Origin of the sequence: Edwardsiella piscicida (assembly GCF_001896205.1) — a bacterium.
Lineage (GTDB): Bacteria > Pseudomonadota > Gammaproteobacteria > Enterobacterales > Enterobacteriaceae > Edwardsiella > Edwardsiella piscicida.
Genome location: NZ_MPNU01000001.1, coordinates 1,145,048 through 1,164,508, shown reverse-complemented (window position 1 = coordinate 1,164,508; position 19,461 = coordinate 1,145,048). Strand labels below are relative to the sequence as shown.

17 protein-coding genes are annotated in these 19,461 nt (G+C 61.7%); 10 read left to right on the top strand and 7 right to left on the bottom strand.

The genetic code is table 11. The annotated features are described in order from the left end of the window. Positions 1–29: 29 nt before the first annotated feature. Positions 30–2,096, bottom strand: coding sequence for an NAD(P)/FAD-dependent oxidoreductase (locus BRD58_RS05255; protein ID WP_073381901.1), 2,067 nt, complete (start codon positions 2,094–2,096; stop codon positions 30–32). Positions 2,097–2,470: 374 nt separating this feature from the next. Here BRD58_RS05255 and BRD58_RS05250 point away from each other — a divergent pair, with 374 nt between their 5' ends. The 6 genes from BRD58_RS05250 (at position 2,471) to BRD58_RS05225 (ending at position 8,205) form a co-directional block, all read left to right on the top strand. Continuing rightward, complete coding sequence (locus BRD58_RS05250; protein ID WP_069578318.1) at positions 2,471–3,220, top strand: SDR family NAD(P)-dependent oxidoreductase; 750 nt, start codon at positions 2,471–2,473, stop codon at positions 3,218–3,220. Between the two features lie 26 nt (positions 3,221–3,246). After that, on the top strand, positions 3,247–3,993 hold the full coding sequence (locus BRD58_RS05245; RefSeq protein WP_015461109.1) for an SDR family NAD(P)-dependent oxidoreductase: 747 nt from the start codon (positions 3,247–3,249) through the stop codon (positions 3,991–3,993). A 23-nt stretch (positions 3,994–4,016) separates the two neighbouring features. Beyond that, entirely contained in the window at positions 4,017–4,733 is a 717-nt protein-coding gene (locus BRD58_RS05240) for an EthD family reductase (protein ID WP_069578317.1), read from the top strand. Continuing rightward, positions 4,730–5,413: an EthD family reductase gene (locus BRD58_RS05235; RefSeq protein WP_069578316.1), complete on the top strand. Its 684-nt coding sequence runs from the start codon at positions 4,730–4,732 to the stop codon at positions 5,411–5,413. The genes BRD58_RS05240 and BRD58_RS05235 overlap by 4 nt, the downstream gene beginning before the upstream one ends. Before the next feature lie 37 nt (positions 5,414–5,450). Beyond that, positions 5,451–6,659 carry an OFA family MFS transporter gene (locus BRD58_RS05230; protein ID WP_069578315.1) on the top strand — a complete coding sequence of 403 codons (1,209 nt, stop codon included), beginning with the start codon at positions 5,451–5,453 and terminating at the stop codon, positions 6,657–6,659. Between the two features lie 400 nt (positions 6,660–7,059). Continuing rightward, positions 7,060–8,205 (top strand): sigma-54 interaction domain-containing protein, encoded by a 1,146-nt coding sequence (locus BRD58_RS05225; RefSeq protein ID WP_236721573.1) that lies wholly within the window; start codon positions 7,060–7,062, stop codon positions 8,203–8,205. A 50-nt stretch (positions 8,206–8,255) separates the two neighbouring features. Here BRD58_RS05225 and secF read toward each other — a convergent pair whose 3' ends face one another. The 5 genes from secF to queA all read right to left on the bottom strand — a co-directional run bounded on the left by secF (position 8,256) and on the right by queA (position 13,952). Then, complete coding sequence (gene secF, locus BRD58_RS05220) at positions 8,256–9,224, bottom strand: protein translocase subunit SecF (protein ID WP_012847826.1); 969 nt, start codon at positions 9,222–9,224, stop codon at positions 8,256–8,258. Between the two features lie 11 nt (positions 9,225–9,235). Beyond that, positions 9,236–11,092, bottom strand: coding sequence for a protein translocase subunit SecD (secD, locus tag BRD58_RS05215; protein ID WP_071890259.1), 1,857 nt, complete (start codon positions 11,090–11,092; stop codon positions 9,236–9,238). Positions 11,093–11,119: 27 nt separating this feature from the next. After that, positions 11,120–11,452: a preprotein translocase subunit YajC gene (yajC, locus tag BRD58_RS05210; RefSeq protein ID WP_012847824.1), complete on the bottom strand. Its 333-nt coding sequence runs from the start codon at positions 11,450–11,452 to the stop codon at positions 11,120–11,122. Between the two features lie 140 nt (positions 11,453–11,592). Beyond that, positions 11,593–12,732 (bottom strand): tRNA guanosine(34) transglycosylase Tgt, encoded by a 1,140-nt coding sequence (gene tgt / locus BRD58_RS05205; RefSeq protein WP_012847823.1) that lies wholly within the window; start codon positions 12,730–12,732, stop codon positions 11,593–11,595. 146 nt (positions 12,733–12,878) lie between these two features. Then, complete coding sequence (queA, locus tag BRD58_RS05200) at positions 12,879–13,952, bottom strand: tRNA preQ1(34) S-adenosylmethionine ribosyltransferase-isomerase QueA (RefSeq protein ID WP_073381896.1); 1,074 nt, start codon at positions 13,950–13,952, stop codon at positions 12,879–12,881. Positions 13,953–14,197: 245 nt separating this feature from the next. Here queA and BRD58_RS05195 point away from each other — a divergent pair, with 245 nt between their 5' ends. Both BRD58_RS05195 and BRD58_RS05190 read left to right on the top strand, forming a co-directional pair. Further along, a complete protein-coding gene (locus BRD58_RS05195) occupies positions 14,198–14,779 on the top strand; it encodes an ACP phosphodiesterase (protein ID WP_073381892.1) in 582 nt (193 codons plus the stop codon). Between the two features lie 260 nt (positions 14,780–15,039). After that, positions 15,040–15,642: a peroxiredoxin C gene (locus BRD58_RS05190; protein WP_012847820.1), complete on the top strand. Its 603-nt coding sequence runs from the start codon at positions 15,040–15,042 to the stop codon at positions 15,640–15,642. Positions 15,643–15,696: 54 nt separating this feature from the next. Here the strand turns inward: BRD58_RS05190 and malZ are convergent, their stop codons facing one another. Then, positions 15,697–17,487, bottom strand: coding sequence for a maltodextrin glucosidase (gene malZ / locus BRD58_RS05185; protein WP_073381888.1), 1,791 nt, complete (start codon positions 17,485–17,487; stop codon positions 15,697–15,699). 287 nt (positions 17,488–17,774) lie between these two features. Here malZ and BRD58_RS05180 point away from each other — a divergent pair, with 287 nt between their 5' ends. After that, positions 17,775–19,052, top strand: coding sequence for a mechanosensitive ion channel family protein (locus BRD58_RS05180; RefSeq protein WP_041692718.1), 1,278 nt, complete (start codon positions 17,775–17,777; stop codon positions 19,050–19,052). Between the two features lie 131 nt (positions 19,053–19,183). Continuing rightward, positions 19,184–19,450, top strand: coding sequence for a hypothetical protein (locus tag BRD58_RS05175; protein WP_012847817.1), 267 nt, complete (start codon positions 19,184–19,186; stop codon positions 19,448–19,450). Positions 19,451–19,461 lie beyond the last annotated feature (11 nt).

The following is a 19,461-nucleotide window of genomic DNA, read 5'->3' as shown; positions in this document are numbered from 1 at the left end:
CGCCCACAGCGGACGCCGCTCTGCCATATTTACAGGAGCACGCCGACCTCCCGCCCCTGTGCCAGGGCATCGACGATCAGGCTGTGTCGAGCGCCGTTGATCGAGCCGATCGTATGTACCTCTATTCCACGCGCGCGCAGGGCATCGGCCAGTTCGGTCGCCGGGCTCTGCCGGGTCAGCACCAGCACCGAATGACAGGGCTCGCAGCGGGCGACGCCCGCCTCCGTGACGATATGAACACCCTCCCGATCAATGCGCTGCCAGCGTACGCCGGTATGCAGCGTGACCCGCGGATGCTGCCGCAGCCAGGCCAGCGCACGCTCCCGATAGCGGGGCGGTATCCCCTCGCCCAGCTGCGCCGAAGGCTCCAGTACGGTGACCCGTTTGCCGCGCTTGGCAAGAAAGACAGCCCCCTGGATACCCTCGATCTGCCCGCCGAGGATCACAACACGCGATCCCAGCGGCAGCGCGATCCGACTCAGCCGATTAAGCAGATCCGGACCAAACACGCGCAGCGGCCAGGCCGCCAGACGCGCCAGTGACTTGACCCCCCGGACATTCCAGCGCTGAATACCGGGAATATCCGGCAGCGCATAGTTACCCCCGGTCGCCACCACCACGGCATCCGGCTTTAGGGCGGCGACCGCTTCGACGCTCATGGACTGATTCAAGCGGATCTCAATGCCGGCGCCGCGCTGCACCTGACGCGTCAGATAGTGCAGCAGCGGCTGCACATCCTCGACCTCCGCCCCTTTGATCATCGCGGCCAGCCACAGCCGCCCCCCCAGGCGCGGCGCCGCGTCGCACAGCGTTACCTGATGACCGCGTAGCGCTGCCACCCGCGCGGCCTCCATTCCGGCGGGGCCAGCGCCGATCACCAGAATGTGCCTGGCCTGTACGGCCGGGTGAATGGCCAGCGCGTGCTCGCGACCCAGCGCCGGATTCACCCGACAGCGGCGCGCGGCGCGCGGGGGATCCTCACAGGTGGCGCAGCGGTTACAGCGCACGATATCGAGAGACCGCCCCTCCCGCAGCTTATTGGGAAAGGCCGGATCGGCCCACAGCATACGGCCATAGGCGATGATATCCGCCTTCCCTTCCTGCAGCAGCCTCTCCCCGCGCTGCTCATCCATCCGCCCGACCGCCACCACCGGAATCCCGACGTGAGGCTTGATCGCCGCCGCACCAACGGCATAGAGCCCGTCATGCCGGTAGCGCGCCATATAGGGGCGCATCGCGGGCTCCGGCTCCGGATAGGGAAAATAGTCCGGCACATAGGTCATCGGTAGCGGACCAAACCCATAGCCGCTCACGCTGATATAGCAGGCGCCCGCCCGCTCCAGCGCCTGGGCTATCTGGATAGACTCCTCCAGCGTCATCGCCCCCTGCGCCATAAACTCCTCACCGTTAATGCGCACGCCGACCGGAAAATCCTCCCCCAGCCTGGCCTTGATACCCCGAATGATCTCCACCATCAGCCGGGTGCGGTTTTCAATGCTCTGGCAACCATACTCGTCCTCGCGCCGATTCCACACCCGGCTGAGAAAGCTTTGCAGAAAATAACCGTGGGCGCCGTGCACCTCGACCCCGTCGAACCCCGCCTGATAGGCGCGTACTGCCGCCGCAATATAGCGCTCGCGGTGCATGGCTATCTCATCCCGGGTGACGCCGCGGCTGGCATGCAGATAGGGGGCGGGCGAAGGCAGCGCCGCCTGCTCCAGCGCGGCGGCGCCAAAGGGAGGGCCGCCGTGCTCATCGCTTGGCGCCGAGGGACCGGTGTGGTGAAACTGACAAAACACCACGCAGTCGTGGCGGTGCAGGGCCTCCACCAGCCGTCTCATCCCGGCGATATACCGATCGTCAAACAGCGCGCCGTAGACCCCGCCGGGGTGGGCCGGATACCACAGGATCCCGGCGATCACGATCATCCCCGCGCCGCCCTGGGCAATGCTTTCGTAAAAATCCACCACCCGATCGCTCATCGCATACTCCTCTCCCCAGTACATCGTGGACTGCGGTGACTTCATGATGCGGTTTTTCAGCGACAGCGTGGGCGTCAGCGCCAGCGGTGAGAGCAGATGTGTGTAGTCGGCCATGGAATTCCCCTTACGGTAAACAGCGGGCGATATGGGTGCCGCCCAGCGCGGACAGCGGTAAGACGAATGCAATATGTACGCCACGCCAGCGGGGCCGCCCCCTCTCGTACGCCGGCCCCGCGGACCACCGCCGCACCCGGCGCCGGCGCAAACGCCCAAGCGTTGCGTTTTGACCAGTAGCCGCTCGACAAATATGGACGTTTTTAGACATACAGAGCAAAAATCCGCTCCTCTTCTTACCCGCCATCGCCGCCGTCGGCGGCGCCTCACGCCATAGCCCGGCTGGTACAGACCTTGCTTACCGTGTACGGCGGGCTCCGCAGCGGCGCAGACGCGCCGCCGGAATCCCGCGCTTACCGCACAGGAGGTGTGCTATGTCGCGTTTTGCAGGGAAGGTCGCCATTGTCTCCGGCGGCGCACAGGGCATTGGCAAAGCGATCGTCTGCGGCCTGCTGCAGGAGGGCGCCGAGGCGGTGGTGATCGCCGACTGGCAGCCGGAGGCGCTCGCCGACGCACAGGCAACGCTGGGAGAACGGGTGCTCGCCGTTCCGACGGACGTCAGTCGTCAGCGGGACGTCGCGCAGCTGATCGCGCTGACGCTGGAGCGCTACGGCCATATCGATCTGCTGTTCAACAACGCCGGAATCTGCCGTTACAACCTGTTTTTAGAAGAGAGCGAGCAAAGCTGGGAAACCACCTTCAACGTCAACGTCAAGGGCATGTTTCTGCTGGGCCAGGCCGTCGCCCGCGCCATGGTGGAGCGCGGCACCCGTGGCGCCATCGTCAATACGGCCTCGATCGCCTGTGAGTTAGTCTCCCCCACCACCGCCGCCTACGCCGCGTCCAAGGGCGCGGTGATGCAGTTAACCCGGGTCATGGCGCTGGAGCTGGCCCAGCATGGCATTCGCGTGAATGCCTTTGGCCCGGGCGCCACGCGAACCGACATGACCGCGCAAAGCCGCGCGAATCCGCAGCGCAGGGCCATGTTCATGTCCAAGCTGGTGGATCAGCGCTACGGCGAGCCGGACGAGATCGCCGCCGTGGCGCTGTTCCTGGCCAGCGACGAAGCCAGCTTTATCAACGGCGCGTGCTATTACGTCGACGGCGGCTACCGCGTTCAGTAGCCCCCTACGCTGAGGAGAGTCATCTCATGACACGCTTTAACGACAAGATTGTGCTGGTCACCGGCGGCGCCAGCGGGCTGGGGGAAAACCTGGTTCGGCGCCTGGCAGACGAAGGCGCCCGAATCGCCATCGCCGATAGCGATGCGCTGGCGACGCAGGCGCTGTGCGATAGCCTGCCCGAGCGCGCCTTTCCCTTCCCCTGCGACGTCAGCGATCGGGCCGCGGTCATCCGCATGGTCAGCGACGTGGTCGCACATTTTGGCCGCATCGATATTCTGTTTAACCACGCCGGCATCGGCATTTTTACCCCATTGATGGAGATCACCGAGGCGGCGTGGCGCAGGGTTATCGACATCAATCTGAACGGCTGCTTTTGGGTCGGGCAGGCGGTGGCCCGCGAAATGATACGCCTGGGGATCCGCGGCACCATCGTCAACACGGCGTCGATAGGCGCTCTGCGCGCCACGCCATACTCCGCCGCCTATGGCCCCAGCAAAGCCGGCGTTGTACAGCTGACCCGCCTGATGTCGCTGGAGCTGGCCCCCCACGGCATTCGGGTCAACGCCGTATGTCCCGGATCCGCCATTACGCCGCTGACCGAAGCCACGCGCAGCAACCCCGAGAAGTACCAGCGCATGCTGCAAAAGTACAGCGTTGGCCGCTTCGCCCATCCAGAGGAGATCACCGCCGTGATGCTGTTTCTCGCCTCGGATCGCGCCGCCTATGTCCACGGTGATAGCTACATCGTTGACAGCGGCTATACCACCCACTGACCCTCAACGATGGAGATCGCATCATGATTACACGCATGGGGATCGTTTCGCGGCGGCAGGATCTCAGCCGTGAACAGTTTCTTCACCACTGGCGTGAGGTACACGCCCCGATCGTCTGTGCCATGACGGGGATCCGCCGCTACCAGCAAAACCGGGTCGTCGATTGCCGCCAACACGGTATCCAATTCGCCCACGATGAGCATGAAACGCTAAAAGCCGACGGTTTTTCCGAACTGTGGTTTGACGATTTGCACGCCATGCAGCGCGGAATAACCTCGCAAGCGGAGGCTGCCCAGGCCGATCTGGCCCGGTTTACTCAGGTATGTCCCGTGGTGATCTTACTCAAGCATGAAGTCGTCACCTTACCCAGCCCCGCCGCCGGGATTAAACGCATCACCTTCCTGCGTCGTCGACCCGAGATAAGCGCAGAGCAGTTTCAAAACGCGTGGTTTGGCCCTCATGCCGAGATGGTCAAACGCATGCCCGGCGTCATCGGCTATAACCAGAACATTATTCTGGATCGTCTGGTGGATGGCGTATCCGCGCCGTATGACGACTACCCCTATGACGGCGTTGTTGAGCTCTGGTTTGCCGATCTGGCCAGTCTGGAAGCCAGCTTTGCCTCACCGACCTATGCACAGATCGCCGCCCACGGACAGACCTTTATTGCCAGCATGACCACCTTCCTCGTTGAAACCGCGCCTATCGCAGGCAGCGCGTCACAGGAGAGCGCCACATGATCACCAGTTGGGAATTGCTCATGCGCAGCCCCCCGTCAACACCCGAAACGCGTCCCCTTGCCGGACAAGATCCGGCCAGCGCGGCGCCGTCGTACCCGACGCTACGTCGTCTGGTGCGCCATCGCGTGATAGACACCGCGCAGCGCGGCGTCGACTTTCCACGCTGTCCCGTCGATGCCAATCTTTTTATAGAAATGGCGTGCGATGATCTGTTTCAGCTGATGCAGGCTTACGACGATCCGGTACGGCAATCCCTCATGGGTGAGATCGATCCGGCCCAGCCGCCAATCCGCCTGATCACGCTCAAGAACAACATCATCCCCACGCCAGCCCCTCTTCCCCCACGCCTCAAACGCATCTCTTTTATTCAGCGGCGCCCGGAGATGTCCCCCGAACGGTTCCGCCATGAGTGGTGGGATATCCACGGTGATTATCTCCGTCGTTTTCAGGGAGTACGGGGCTATCAGCAAAGCCTGATCCTGGGGCGCAGCGTCGCAGGACGTCCCTGCGCCTACGATGAGGTCGCCATTGACGGCATTGTCGAACTCTACTTCGACGATCTGGCGGCCCTGGAGGCCGATTTCGCTTCCGAAGCCGGACAGCGGGCGCAGCGCCATGCCCACAGCTTCCTGCAGGCCGTCTCGACCTATCTCGTAGAGCAGGAGCGGATCATTCCCTAACCGGATTCACCGTATGACACACTGACAGGGAGGTGCTATGCAACGCTGGCTTATTTTACTGGCCTCAGGGGTTATTCTGTGCCAAGTGTCCTATATCAATATCTGGAGTCTGTTCCAGCAGCCGCTGCTGGCCTATATCCCCGGCGCCACCATCTCCCAGATCGTGCTGGTCTATTCGCTTCTGCTGATCTTTATTGGCCTTACGGCGCCCTTCGCCGGGCGCATGATGGACAGATTCGGGCCGCGTATCGTCATCAGCGCGGGCTGCGCGCTGTGGGCGCTGGCCTGGTATCTGGCCTCCTTCGCCACCCAAATGTGGCACCTGTATCTCACCGCGGGGATCCTGGCGGGAATTGCCGATGGCTTTATCTACACCAACTGCGTGGTCAACGTAGTGCGCTGGTTTCCGGATAAAAAGGGGCTGGCCGGCGGTGCGATCGTCGCCTTTGCGTCGCTGGGGCCCTTCCTCTGGAAGCCGATCGCCATGGCCTACTTCGACCCGAGCCACCCCACCGCATTCTATGCGCTGTCGGCCCTGATCTTCCTGCTGACCATGGTGCTGCTGGCGCTGTTTCTCTCCGCGCCCCCCGCCGGCTATCAGCCGCCGGGGAGACGACGAGAGGATACCCCAGCCCCCCTCGGCGGCCCCGAGATCCCCCCCCGGGGCATGGTGCGTGACCCGGCGTTCTACGTGGTGTTCCCCACCTTTAGCCTGGCCGTCGGCTCCGGCGCGGTGATGGTAGGCCACTCGGTCGCTATTGCGGTCAATCAGCTAGGGCTGGACGTGGCCGATGCCGCCTCAACGGTCACCGTCTTCGCCTTTTTCAATCTGGCCGGACGCCTGCTCTGGGGAGCGCTCTCTGACCGCTTCGGCCGGTTTGCCTGTCAGGCCGCCATCTTTGCCCTCTACTGCCTCGGCGCCCTGGCGCTGATGCGCGCCGACACCCGACTGCTCTTTATGGGCGGCTGTGCCACCTTCGCCCTATGCTGGGGCGGCTCCTACGCCGTCTATCCGGCCATGATCTCCGAGCTGTGGGGCAGTAAGCATCTGGGCGTCAACTACGGCATTCTGTACCTGCTGGGACCGGCAAGCGGCAGCCTGATTTTTCCGCGCATTGCGGCGCAGGCCTACGAACGCTCCGGCTCCTATGCCCAGGCCTACTACGCCATCATCGTTATCGCCCTGATCAGCATTGCCGGTATGCTATGGCTGCAAAAGCGGCAGCGGATCCCCGTGATTGAATAGACCGTTGGTATATATTCAACATATTGTATTTTATTATAAAATTTATGATCGTCCGCTGTGCGGCGGCGATCATAAAGCGACCCAAAAGCGCTACTGCTCCACCCGACGCCTTTGCTACTCTGCTGTCCAGGATACTTTCCTGGAGCAGACCCTATGCCTGATACCGCCGCCGACCGCGCCCTCAGCGCCTGTAAAAACGCGGCGGAGCTATCGCCGCTGCTGACCGATAGCCTGCTGTGCGAATGGCTGGCGCAGATGAACGCCCTGGGCGCCGGCATCGCGATTATGCGCCCCGATTTACGCCTGCTTCATACGGTGGGCGCCGACTTTCCGCCCGCTGTATGGCAAAGCGGAGGCGATCGCCGCGAGCGCCGCCGCCCAAATTACGCCCGCGCACCCGGTGGCCTGGCTCAGCCCGGCGGAGCATCCCCCTCACGATCTGCAGGATCAGGCCAGCTATGCCTGGCTTCACACGCCGTCGACGGGGGAGAGCGCCTATATTCTGTTAGTTCTGCTGCCCGCATCCCTGTACTCGCCGGTGTTTTTACTGATGATGCACCACTTTCGCCGCCGTCTCTCCCCATCGGGCGCCGTCGCCCTTCCCGCCCCTCCGCTCGACCAAGGCGAGCCGGCGCGGCAGGATGGGCTGATCGGCCAAGCGCCGGCCTTTCTACGCGCCTGGCGCACCATGCTGCGCGTTGCGGGCGGCAGCAGCTCCATCATGCTAAGCGGCGAAAGCGGCACCGGCAAAGAGCTGTTCGCCCGCGCCATCCATCGCCACAGCCCACGCGCCGCCCGTCCATTTATCGCCATCAACTGCAGCGCCATCCCCAGCGGCCTGATCAGCAGCGAGCTCTTTGGCTACCGCGAAGGCGCCTTTACCGGTGCCCGACGCGGCGGCGCCAGCGGCCAATTTGAGGCCGCCCACGGCGGGACGCTGCTGCTGGATGAGATCGGTGAGCTGCCGCTCGATGCCCAGGCGATCCTGCTGCGCGTACTGGAGGAGCGCACGGTGGTACGTCTGGGCGATACCCGGGGGATCCCCATCGATGTGCGCATTATCACCGCCACCAACCGCGATCTGCGGCAAATGGTGCGCGAGCGTACCTTTCGCCAGGATCTCTACTATCGACTCAACGTCATTCCCATTGTGCTGCCGCCGCTGCGCCAGCGACCGCAGGATATCCCGCTGCTGGCCCACTTTTTTCTCGCCTCGCTGGGGGGCAGCCGCGTGACCGCCATCGAGGCGGAGGCCATGGCCCGCCTGTGCGCCTACCGCTGGCCGGGGAATATTCGTCAGCTACGCAACGTCATCGAGCGGGGGATTAACTTTACCGACGGCGCCACCCTGCGCTGCGGCGATCTGCCGCCCGAGCTCGACCAACCGGAGGAGGAGTCGACGTCGCCGGACAGCTATGCCGCCTGGGAGCGGCGCCAAATATGGACCCTGATGCAGCGCTACCGCGCGAATAAGACCCGCATCGCCCAGGCGCTGGGGATCTCTCGCAGTACGCTGTATAAAAAAATCCGCCATTACGGACTGTAATGGCGGATTGTTCCGTCTGCGTTGGCCGCCCTTAGCGGCCAACGCATCGCTTATGGCAGCAGCGAAGGCTGATCGGCGCCCTCTTTCTCCACTTTCTGCTGCAGCATGTGCTCACGCTTCATGCCCAGCTTCAGCGCCAGTGCCGAGGCGACATAGATAGACGACACGGTACCGATGGAGACCCCGATCAGCATGGTCAGCGAGAAGCCTTTCAGCATCGCGCCGCCAAAGACGTACAGACACAGCACCACCACCAGCGTGGTAGCGGAGGTCATGATGGTACGGCTCAGGGTCTGCGTCAGCGAAACGTTCACGATCTCATAAGGCGTACCGCGACGGATCTTGCGGAAGTTTTCGCGGATACGGTCAGAGACCACGATACTGTCGTTGAGCGAGTAGCCGATAACCGACATCAGCGATGCCACGATGGTCAGATCGATCTCGATGTGGAACAACGACAGCACCCCGAGCGTGATCACCACGTCGTGCGCCAGCGCCAGCACCGCACCGAGGGCCAGACGCCACTCGAAGCGAAAGCCGACGTAGATCAGGATACTGATCAGCGCCACCAGCAGCGCCATGCCGCCGGCCTGTGCCAGATCGCTGCCCACGCTCGGACCGACGAACTCGATACGCTTAACGGAAGCATTGCCATCGATGACCTGCTCGACCACCGCCACGACCCGGTTACCCAGCTCCTGACCCGCGTTGCCGCTAATCGGCGCCATGCGGATCATGATGTCGCGGCTGCTGCCGAAGTTCTGCACCACCGGCTCGTCAAAGCCTGACTTCACCAGAGCGGCACGCATCGCATTGAGATCCGGTGCTTTCTCCACCGTCAGCTCAATCACCGTCCCGCCGGTGAAGTCCAGGCCCCAGTTGAAGCCCTTCACGTACATCACCAGACAGGAAGCCAGCAGCAGCAGCCCGGAAAGCGTGAAGGCAACGTAATCCCAGCGCATAAAGTCAATGACCTTACGCCCATGGTTAAGTTGTTCAACGGTATAATCTTGTGCCATTCCCTAACCCCTTAGATAGACAGCTTGTTGATGCGCTTGCCGCCGTACAGCAGGTTGACAATGGCGCGGGTACCGACAATGGCGGTAAACATCGAGGTCGCCACACCGATAGCGGTGGTGATGGCAAAGCCCTTGATGGAGCCGGTGCCCACGGCGTACAGGATCACTGCGGTAATCAGCGTGGTCACGTTGGCATCGATAATACTGGAAAACGCGCCTTTATAGCCTTCATGGATCGCCTGCTGAACGGTTCGCCCGTTGCGCAGCTCCTCCTTGATACGCTCGTTTATCAGTACGTTGGCGTCAACCGCTACCGCAAGGGTTAGCACGATCCCCGCAATGCCCGGCATGGTCAGCGTGGCCCCCGGCAGCAGCGACATAATCCCGACGATCATCACCAGGTTAGCCAACAGCGCGGTGGTCGCGATCAGACCGAACTTCTTGTAGTACACCACCATGAAGATGATAGAGGCGACCAGGCCCCACAGGCAGGCTTCGAGCCCCTGCTCAATGTTCTGCATCCCCAGGGTTGGGCCGATAGTCCGCTCTTCCACGATCTGGATCGGTGCAATCAGCGCACCGGCGCGCAGCAGCAGAGAGAGCTGACGGGCCTCAGCCGGGTTATCAATGCCGGTAATCCGGAAGCTGTTACCCAGGCGCGACTGGATCGTCGCCACGTTGATCACCTCTTCCTGTTTCTCCAGGATCGGCTTGCCGCTGGCGTCTTTCTTGCCGCTGTCCTTATATTCCACAAACAGGGTCGCCATCGGCTTGCCGATATTGTCCTTGGTGAAGTTGGACATGGCGCTGCCGCCGGCGCTGTCGAGGGAGATGTTAACCTGCGGACGGTTAAACTCATCCTGGCTGGAGGTGGAGTCAGTGATGTGGTCACCGGTCAGGATCACCCGCTTGTACAGCACCACCGGGCGGCCGTCACGGGTATATTTGACCTCAGAGTCACCCGGTACGCGACCGCTGGCGGCGGCCTGCGCATCCACGTTGCTGTTGACCAGACGGAACTCCAGCGTCGCGGTCGCACCCAGAATCTCCTTGGCACGCGCCGTGTCCTGGATACCCGGCAGCTCAACCACGATACGATCGGCGCCCTGGCGCTGTACCAGCGGCTCGGCAACGCCCAGCTGGTTCACACGGTTACGCAGAATGTTGATGTTCTGCTGCACCGCATACTCACGGGCCTCACGCAGGCGATCGTCCGTCATCACCGCTTTCAGCGTCGTATCACCGGCGTTGCTGAAGACCAGATCGCGGTGGCGCGGAGAGAGGTAATTGCTGGCCGCATCGCGGGCGGCGGCGTCACGGAAGTTGATCTCCACGCCTCCGCTGGCGGGATCGGGCAGCTTACGAATGGTAGAGTAAGAAATGCCTTTGTCGCGCAGATCGCTGCGCAGGGTATCCATGGTCTGTTCCTGCAGCTTGCTCAGCGCAGTATCCATGTCCACCTGCATCAGGAAATGCACGCCGCCGCGCAGGTCAAGACCCAGCTTCATCGGCTCGGCGCCGACCATCGCCAGCCACTTCGGGGTAGCGGGTGCCAGGTTGAGTGCGACGACATATTTATCACCCAGCGTATCGACCAGCGCTTCGCGCGCCCGCAGCTGAATGTCGGTATCAGTAAAGCGTGCCAGAATGGCACCATTTTCCAGCGCAATGGATTTGCTGGGGATATGCTGTTTTTCAAGCACATCACGGACTTGGACCAGTGTTGACTCACTGGCGGCGACACCGCGCGCGCCAGTGATTTGAACAGCCGGATCCTCGCCATAAAGGTTAGGGAGCGCATACAGCAGACCGATGACCAGCGCCACGATCAGCATGATGTACTTCCACAAAGGATAACGGTTTAACACGGCAGTTCCCTTAGGGAAAATCGAAAATTACAGCGCTTTCATCGTACCTTTCGGCAGGACGGCGGTCACGAAGTCGCGTTTGATGATCACTTCGGTAGTGTCATTGAGCGCAATGGCGATATAGCCGGTGTCGGCCACTTTAACCACGCGGCCAATCAGACCACCGTTGGTCAGCACCTCATCACCCTTGCTGATGGAGTCCATCAGTTTTTTATGTTCCTTGGCACGTTTTTGCTGCGGGCGCAGGATCATAAAATAGAAAATCAGGCCGAATACGACCAGCATGATCACCAGAGAGTACGGACTGCCCTGCGCCGGAGCCCCTGCAGATGCAACAGCGTCAGAAATGAATAAACTCATCGAAATATCCCTCATTAATTACTATAGATAGCAACAACACACTGCCAAAGCACAGTAAGTGCATTAAACCGGTCGGGATCCATTTCCCAACCGGCCTAACCTTTCTACGCTGCCGCCCTTAACGCCGCACGACGGCGGGATCAGGACGCGGCGTCGGCTGCGCCCAGCGGCGGAACCGTACGACCTCGGCGACCATAAAAATCAGCCGCAAAGCGCTCTAATTTACCTTCCTCGATAGCCTGGCGTAAAGCCGCCATCAAACGCTGATAGTAACGCAGGTTGTGGATGGTGTTTAAACGGGCACCCAGAATTTCGTTACAACGGTCGAGATGATGCAAGTAGGCGCGGCTATAATTGCGACAGGTGTAACAATCGCACTCGGGATCCAGCGCAGTGGTATCCTCTTTGTATTTCGCATTGCGAATTTTTACCACCCCGCCGGTGACGAAAAGATGGCCGTTGCGCGCGTTGCGCGTCGGCATAACGCAGTCGAACATGTCGATACCGCGCCGCACCCCTTCCACCAGATCCTCCGGCTTGCCGACGCCCATCAGGTAACGCGGCTTATCCTGCGGGATCATCGGGCAGACATGCTCCAGAATACGGTGCATATCCTCTTTGGGCTCACCTACCGCCAGGCCGCCCACAGCGTAACCATCAAAGCCGATCTCTACCAGCCCTTTTAATGATACATCTCGTAAATCTTCGTAAACGCTGCCCTGAATGATTCCGAACAGCGCATTCTTGTTACCCAGCTCATCAAAACGCTGACGGCTGCGTTTAGCCCAGCGCAGCGACATCTCCATGGAGCGCTTGGCGTAGTCCCAGTCCGCCGGATAGGGGGTGCACTCATCGAAGATCATCACGATATCCGAGCCCAGGTCATACTGGATCTCCATCGATTTTTCCGGGCTCAGGAACACCGGAGAACCGTTGATCGGATTACGGAAGTAAACCCCCTCCTCCTTGATCTTACGCATCGCACCCAGGCTGAACACCTGGAAACCACCGGAGTCCGTCAGGATCGGCCCCGGCCACTGCATAAAGTCATGCAGATCGCCGTGCAGCTTCATGATCTCCTGGCCCGGGCGCAGCCACAGGTGGAAGGTATTACCCAGCAGGATCTGGGCGCCGGTCTGGGCCACCTCTTCCGGCGTCATGCCTTTTACCGTGCCGTAGGTCCCTACCGGCATAAACGCCGGCGTCTCAACGACGCCGCGTTCAAAAATCAGGCGGCCACGCCGTGCGCGTCCATCGGTGCTGACTAATTCGTACTTCACTCAAACCTCCGTCATCAGAAAAACAGTCTGATGGTGTCATGCCCTACCGGCGCACCCGACGCGGCGGGAAACCGGCCCCGACGGCGTTAGCCGCCGTAATCGGGCGAAAAATAGCCCGCCGCTTGCGCCGGCGGGCCGCGTAAAAATCAGGCTGAAACCACCTGCTCCTGTTCAGCCTGCGGGTTACGGGTAATATACATGGCATCCCCGTAGCTAAAGAAACGGTATTGCCGCGCCACCGCGTCGCAATAGGCGTCCAGCGTATGGCGATACCCGGCAAACGCGGAGACCAGCATGATCAGCGTGGACTCTGGCAGGTGGAAGTTGGTAATCAGAGCATCAATCACCTGATAGTGATAGCCCGGATAGATAAAGATTTGCGTATCGTCAAAGAAGGGCGCGATAAGCGCCTGCTTACTGGCCGCCGCCGCGCTCTCCAGCGAACGAACGGAGGTGGTGCCGACCGCGATCACCCGATTGCCGCGCGCCTTACAAGCCAGGACCGCATCGACCACCTCCTGCGGGACCTCCGCGTATTCGGAGTGCATGATGTGATCTTCAATGCTCTCAACCCGCACCGGCTGAAAGGTGCCTGCGCCGACGTGCAGGGTCACAAAGGCCATCTCGATCCCTTTGTCGCGCAGCCTGTCCAGCAACGGCTGATCGAAGTGCAGACCCGCGGTCGGCGCCGCCACGGCGCCGGGGCGTGAGCTGTACACGGTCTGATACAGTTCGCGATCCGCCTCGTCATCCGGGCGATCGATATAGGGCGGCAGCGGCATATGGCCGGCCGCATTGAGGATGGCCAACACATCGCGCGGATCGTCAAACCCCAGCTCAAACAGGGCATCGTGGCGGGCCAGCATGGTGGCACGAATATCCTCGTTATCCCCCAGCAGCAGCTCGGCGCCCGGCTTGGGTGCCTTGGACGCCCGCACGTGCGCCAGTACCCGGGCGCGATCCAGAACGCGCTCGACCAGCACCTCGACCTTACCACCGCTGGCCTTACGGCCAAACAGACGCGCCGGGATCACCCGGGTGTTGTTGAACACCAGCAGATCGCCCGGATTGAGCTTATCGACGATATCCGTGAACACCCCGTGCTCCCGCGCGCCCGTCGGACCATCCAGCGACAGCAGGCGACAGCCGCTGCGTTGTTCCTGGGGATAGCGGGCAATCAGTTCATCGGGCAGTTCAAAGGTAAAGTCGGACACACGCATGGTTTGGTTTCACTATATGATTGACGGTAATACGCAGAAGAAAAACGGCCTAGTCTAGAGCCGCCGACGAGAGGCTGCAACCGCAGATGCCGCCCGGCGGCAAATTAGGCGCTTTCCCGCGCGCGGCGGCGGCGGCGAGAACCACCGCAAGGTGGGGCTCCCAGGGCGACCGGGAGCACGACCGGCGGCGCGGCGCATCGGTGTAGGCTCTGGCTCTGCGCCGCGCGCTCCCGTATACTCAGCAGATGAATTTTCTCGCCCACCTTCATCTGGCCGCGCTGGCGGACAGTTCGCTGCTCGGTAACCTGCTGGCCGACTTTGTCCGCGGCGATCCCAAGCCTTACTATGATGCCGACGTCTGCGCCGGGATCCGTATGCACCGCCGCATCGACAGCATGACCGATAGCCTGCCGCAGGTCCGCGCCGCTCGTGCCTGGTTCGGCGACGACTATCGTCGCGTCGCCCCGATCACGCTGGATATCGTCTGGGACCATTTTCTGGCCCGCCACTGGTCAACGCTGGAGCCGCAGCGGCCGCTGCCTGACTTTATCGCCCAGGCCCGCGCCGCGATCCTGCCCCATCTCGCGGGGACCCCGCCGCGCTTTCGCACGCTGAATCAACACCTGTGGCAAGAGCGCTGGCTGCAGCGCTATGCCGAGCTGCCGTTTATCGCCAGGGTGCTCAGCGGCATGGCTCAGCGCCGTCCCCGGCTGGCGGCGCTGAGCGGATCGTTCGGCGATATCGAACGTCACTACCATCGTTTAGAGGCTCAGTTCTGGCAATTCTACCCCCAGATGATGCGCCAGGCGGGCGCCAAGGCGCTGTAGCGCCTGTGCAATATGTTCCCAAACGCGCATTTTCATAACAATATAGGCACATAAAGGGTGGCTAAAATCGTATTTTGCGCTATGGTTTTGACATCTCATCGTCGGTGATGGCCACTTTTTAGTCATTATCCGTAACAATTGATTGGCACTGACTATCATATTGATTGGCGCTTCACGCTTTATTTACAAACGACAACTTCGTATAGTTAACGCCAGATAAAGATTCGATAACCTACTGAATACTATTAACGGGAGTTATTATGGTCCTGGTTTCTCGTCAAGCCCCCGACTTTACCGCTGCCGCCGTGATGGGTAACGGTGAAATCGTTGATAAATTCAACTTCAAAGCGTTCACTCAGGGTAAACCGACCGTGGTTTTCTTCTGGCCGATGGACTTTACCTTCGTTTGCCCGTCTGAGCTGATCGCCTTCGATCACCGCTATAGCGAGTTCCAAGCGCGCGGCGTTGAAGTGGTCGGCGTCTCCATGGACTCCGAGTTTGTCCACAACGCCTGGCGTAAAACCCCGGTGGATAAGGGCGGTATCGGCGAAGTACAGTACCCGCTGGTTGCCGACGTTAAGCATGAAATCATGCGCGCTTACGGCATCGAACACCCGGAAGAGGGCGTAGCGCTGCGCGGATCTTTCCTGATCGACAAAGATGGCATCGTACGTCACCAGGTGGTCAACGATCTGCCGCTGGGTCGTAACGTTGATGAAATGCTGCGTATGGTCGACGCCATGCAGTTCCACGAAGAGCACGGCGACGTCTGCCCGGCGCAGTGGGAAAAGGGTAAAGCTGGCATGGGCGCCTCTCCGGACGGCGTTGCCAAGTACCTGACTGAAAACGCCGATAAACTGTAATCGTTTATTCTGCGCCAAAAAAAGCGACCCGCGGGTCGCTTTTTTTATGCCCGCTCACCCATTCAGCACCCACACGCTGGCGCTCTCTGCGGGGAGCCTCAGCGCCAAGGTCTCCGCCCCCGCCTCCAGCTGCCCGGCGCCGCACAGCGCGCGCCATGCCCCCGCCGGCAGCAGCGGCGTACAGGGCAGCGTCAGCGCACCCGCGCCGGCGCGCTGGATAGCCACCAGAATCGACTGCCGCGCCAGCCGGCGGATAAACAGCAGCGTCTCACCATCGGCATGAATTATCTGACAGCCGCCGCGGCGCAGCGCGGCGTGTCGGCGACGCATCTGCGCCAGCTGACGGCACAGGCTGAGCAGCGCGCCATCCCACTGCGCAGGCTCCCAGGGAAACGGCGCACGGCAGTAGGGATCGTTCTCCCCCGCCAGGCCAATTTCGTCGCCATAGTACAGGCAGGGAGCCCCTATCCAGGTAAACAGCCAGGTCAACGCCAGCATCATCCGCTGACGGTTTCCCCGTAGCAGGGTAATAAAACGGGCGGTATCGTGGCTATCCAGCTGGTTAAACTGGCACAGCTGCTGCGTCTGGCTCAGCCCGGCGCGGTATGACGCCATCCATTCAGCGCACTGGGCCGCGCTGAGCCGAATGGGTTGGTAGGCGACGTCCACGCCGGCGAGAAACGCGCGCAGCGGCAGGGCAAAGCCCATGTAGTTCATCGCACCGTCCTCTACCCCAGCCTGCAGCCAGCGGCGCGCGTCGCCAAAGTGCTCGCCCAGCACGTAGGCCTGGGGATTTTCGGCCTTAACCGCCCGGTACATCTCCGCCAGATGATGCAGATTACCCCGGGCACCGCCCCCTTCGCCCAGCATGTGGATGACGTCCAGCCGCCAGCCATCAATGGCATAGGGCGGACGCAGCCAATAGCGCATCACGCTGTCATCCGCCCGATAGATGCTGTCGACCACCCGTGGGCTGGCGTAGTCCAGCTTGGGCAGGGAGGCCTCGCCTTTCCAGCCCAGCGCCCGCCCGTCGGCGTCAAAGCTGTAGCGTTCACGCTGCGGCGACGCGGGGTGGTGACAGGCGCCATCCTCGCCGCGCCGCGGGCGATCGAACCAGCGGTGGGTATCTCCGGTATGATTGAATACGCCGTCCAGCAGCAGGCGGATACCCGCCTGGGCGGTGGCCTGCCGCAGCCGGATCAGCGCCGGATCGCCGCCCAGCCCCGCATCCACTCGATAATAGTCGGCGGTATCATATTTATGGTTGCTCGGCGCGCTGAAGATGGGGTTCAGATAGAGCGCGGTAACCCCCAGCGACCGTAGATAGGGCAGCCGTGCGGTGACGCCATCCAGATCGCCGCCGTAGAACGTGTGGGCATCCGCCGTCGCGTCCAGCGGCGTCGTCCAGTCGCGCCAGCCCGGGTGCGGCGCGTTCTCCGCCGCGGCGCCGCGGGCGAAGCGATCGGGAAAAATTTGGTAAAACACCTGATCGGCAACCCACTCGGGATAGGGCGACGGTACGCTGACGGCAAACTGCGCCTCCTGACCCGGCGGCGTCGCCTGCAGCCCCAAGGGCGTAAACCAGCGCTGGCGATCGGCCCACAGCAGCTTAAAACAGTAGCGCCGCAGCGGTTCGCCCTCCCGCAGCGAGAGGCGGGCCCGATAGCACACGCCCGCGCGGCGCCGTTGGCGGCGCATCGGCAGCAGCCACTCCTCATTGTCCGGTTCACAGCGCAGCAGTACCCGCTGCGGCAGATCCTCACCCGTCAGCAGCAGCGTCACCACCATATCGTCTCCGCGGCAACGCACATAGGGCGCGACCGGCAGGTGCCAGGCATTGAACATGATTCCCTTCCCTCATTCAGCAAGATACCGCGATCATGACACCGCCCAGCGTGGCCGCGCCTCCCCTGTCGCGCTATTTTAGGGGGATGAGCGCGGGGGATGAGGCGATACCCACATCCGTTTTTTTGTAAGTCAGTGTCAAATAAAGAGAAAACCGGTTGACTGCTCGCCTACAGCCGCTAGCCTATCACAGGGTTGCCCGCCCTCACCGCGCATCGACGCCGGGAGGGGCGCCGTGGCGCCCGTGACCACACGCAATGCATCACAAGAAAAATGAAGGAGCCTGCATGCAAAAAGTATTAATGCGCTGGCTGGAGCAGTTCGGTTTTGAGTTCACCCATGTGACCTCGCTGGTGATTGTTCTGGGACTGATTATTCTGACGGCGGCGATCATTCACCTGCTGCTGCACCGTCTGCTGCTCACCCGTCTACAGGCGCGCGGCCTGCAGAGTGAGAATATGTGGATTAAGGCGCTAACACAGCACAAGCTTTTCCACCGCCTGGCCTCGATGTTCCAGGGGATCATCGTCAATATTCAGGCCGTATTCTGGCTGCACCCCGGCACCGACGCCGGCTATGCGCTGATCGTCGCCGCCCAGCTGTGGATCCTGCTGTTCGCCCTGCTCTCCCTGTTCTCCCTGCTGGATATCCTGCTGGATCTCTCCCATCAGCTCTCCGTCGCCACGCAGCTGCCGCTGCGCGGCATCTTTCAGGGCACCAAGCTGCTGGCGGCGATCCTTATCGGCATCCTGATGATTTCGCTGCTGATGGGGCAGTCGCCGATCCTGCTGATCAGCGGCCTCGGCGCCATGGCGGCGGTATTGATGTTGGTGTTTAAAGATCCGATCCTGGGGCTGGTCGCCGGGATCCAGCTGTCGGCCAACGACATGCTGCACCTCGGCGACTGGCTGGAAATGCCCAAGTACGGCGCCGACGGGGCGGTCACCGACATCGGTCTGACCACCGTTAAGGTGCGTAACTGGGACAATACCATCACCACCATCCCCACCTATGCCCTGGTGTCCGACTCGTTTAAAAACTGGCGCGGCATGTCGGAGTCGGGCGGGCGCCGCATCAAGCGCAGCCTGAACATCGATACCACCAGCATTCGCTTTCTCAACGATGACGATCTGGCTCGACTGCGTCGCAGCGCGCTGCTGCAGCCCTATCTGCGCGACAAGAGCCTGGAGATTGCCAACGATAACCAGCGGCAGCATATCGATTTGGACTCGCCGCTCAACGGCCGTCGTATGACCAATCTGGGCACTCTCCGCGCCTATCTGCAGGCTTATCTGCAGCATCACCCCCGTATCCGCAAGGACATGACCCTGATGGTTCGTCAGCTTGCGCCGACGTCCGATGGCCTGCCCATCGAGATCTACGCCTTCACCAATACCGTTGTCTGGGCTGAGTATGAGGGGATTCAGGCCGATATCTTCGATCACACCTTTGCCGTCATCGAGCAGTTTGGCCTGCGGCTCCACCAGACGCCGACCGGTACGGACGTGCGCGCCATCGCGCAGCATCTGTCCCAAGACAGCGGGAGTAACCTTACCCTTAGCTGACAGTTGCCGACGCAGATGTTTCGTGCCGTAACAAAGCTCTCCCATCTCTCTCACGATATGAATACGGGGTTCACGCCCCGCCGTGGCTGGGATACAAAGACAACGCACGTTTTTAACCGGGAGAGTTTGCTTTGTTTACACGGCTACGCGCACATCTGCTGCCGCTGCTGTCGGCCCTGATCCTGGTGGGCTGCCTGCACGGCGCCAGCGGCAACGGCGTCTCGCCCGACAGCCTGCATGCCGCACAGCACTATGAAGAGATGATCAGTACCCTGCACGACGTCCGCGATGCGCTGCGCCAGCGCAGCAACGGTGCCTGGCGCGATGAACAGGAGGAGGCACCGGCCGATCCCCTTACCGGCGTAAGCGAAGTCCGCGCCCGCCGCCGCCCTCGCTGATACGACAGACG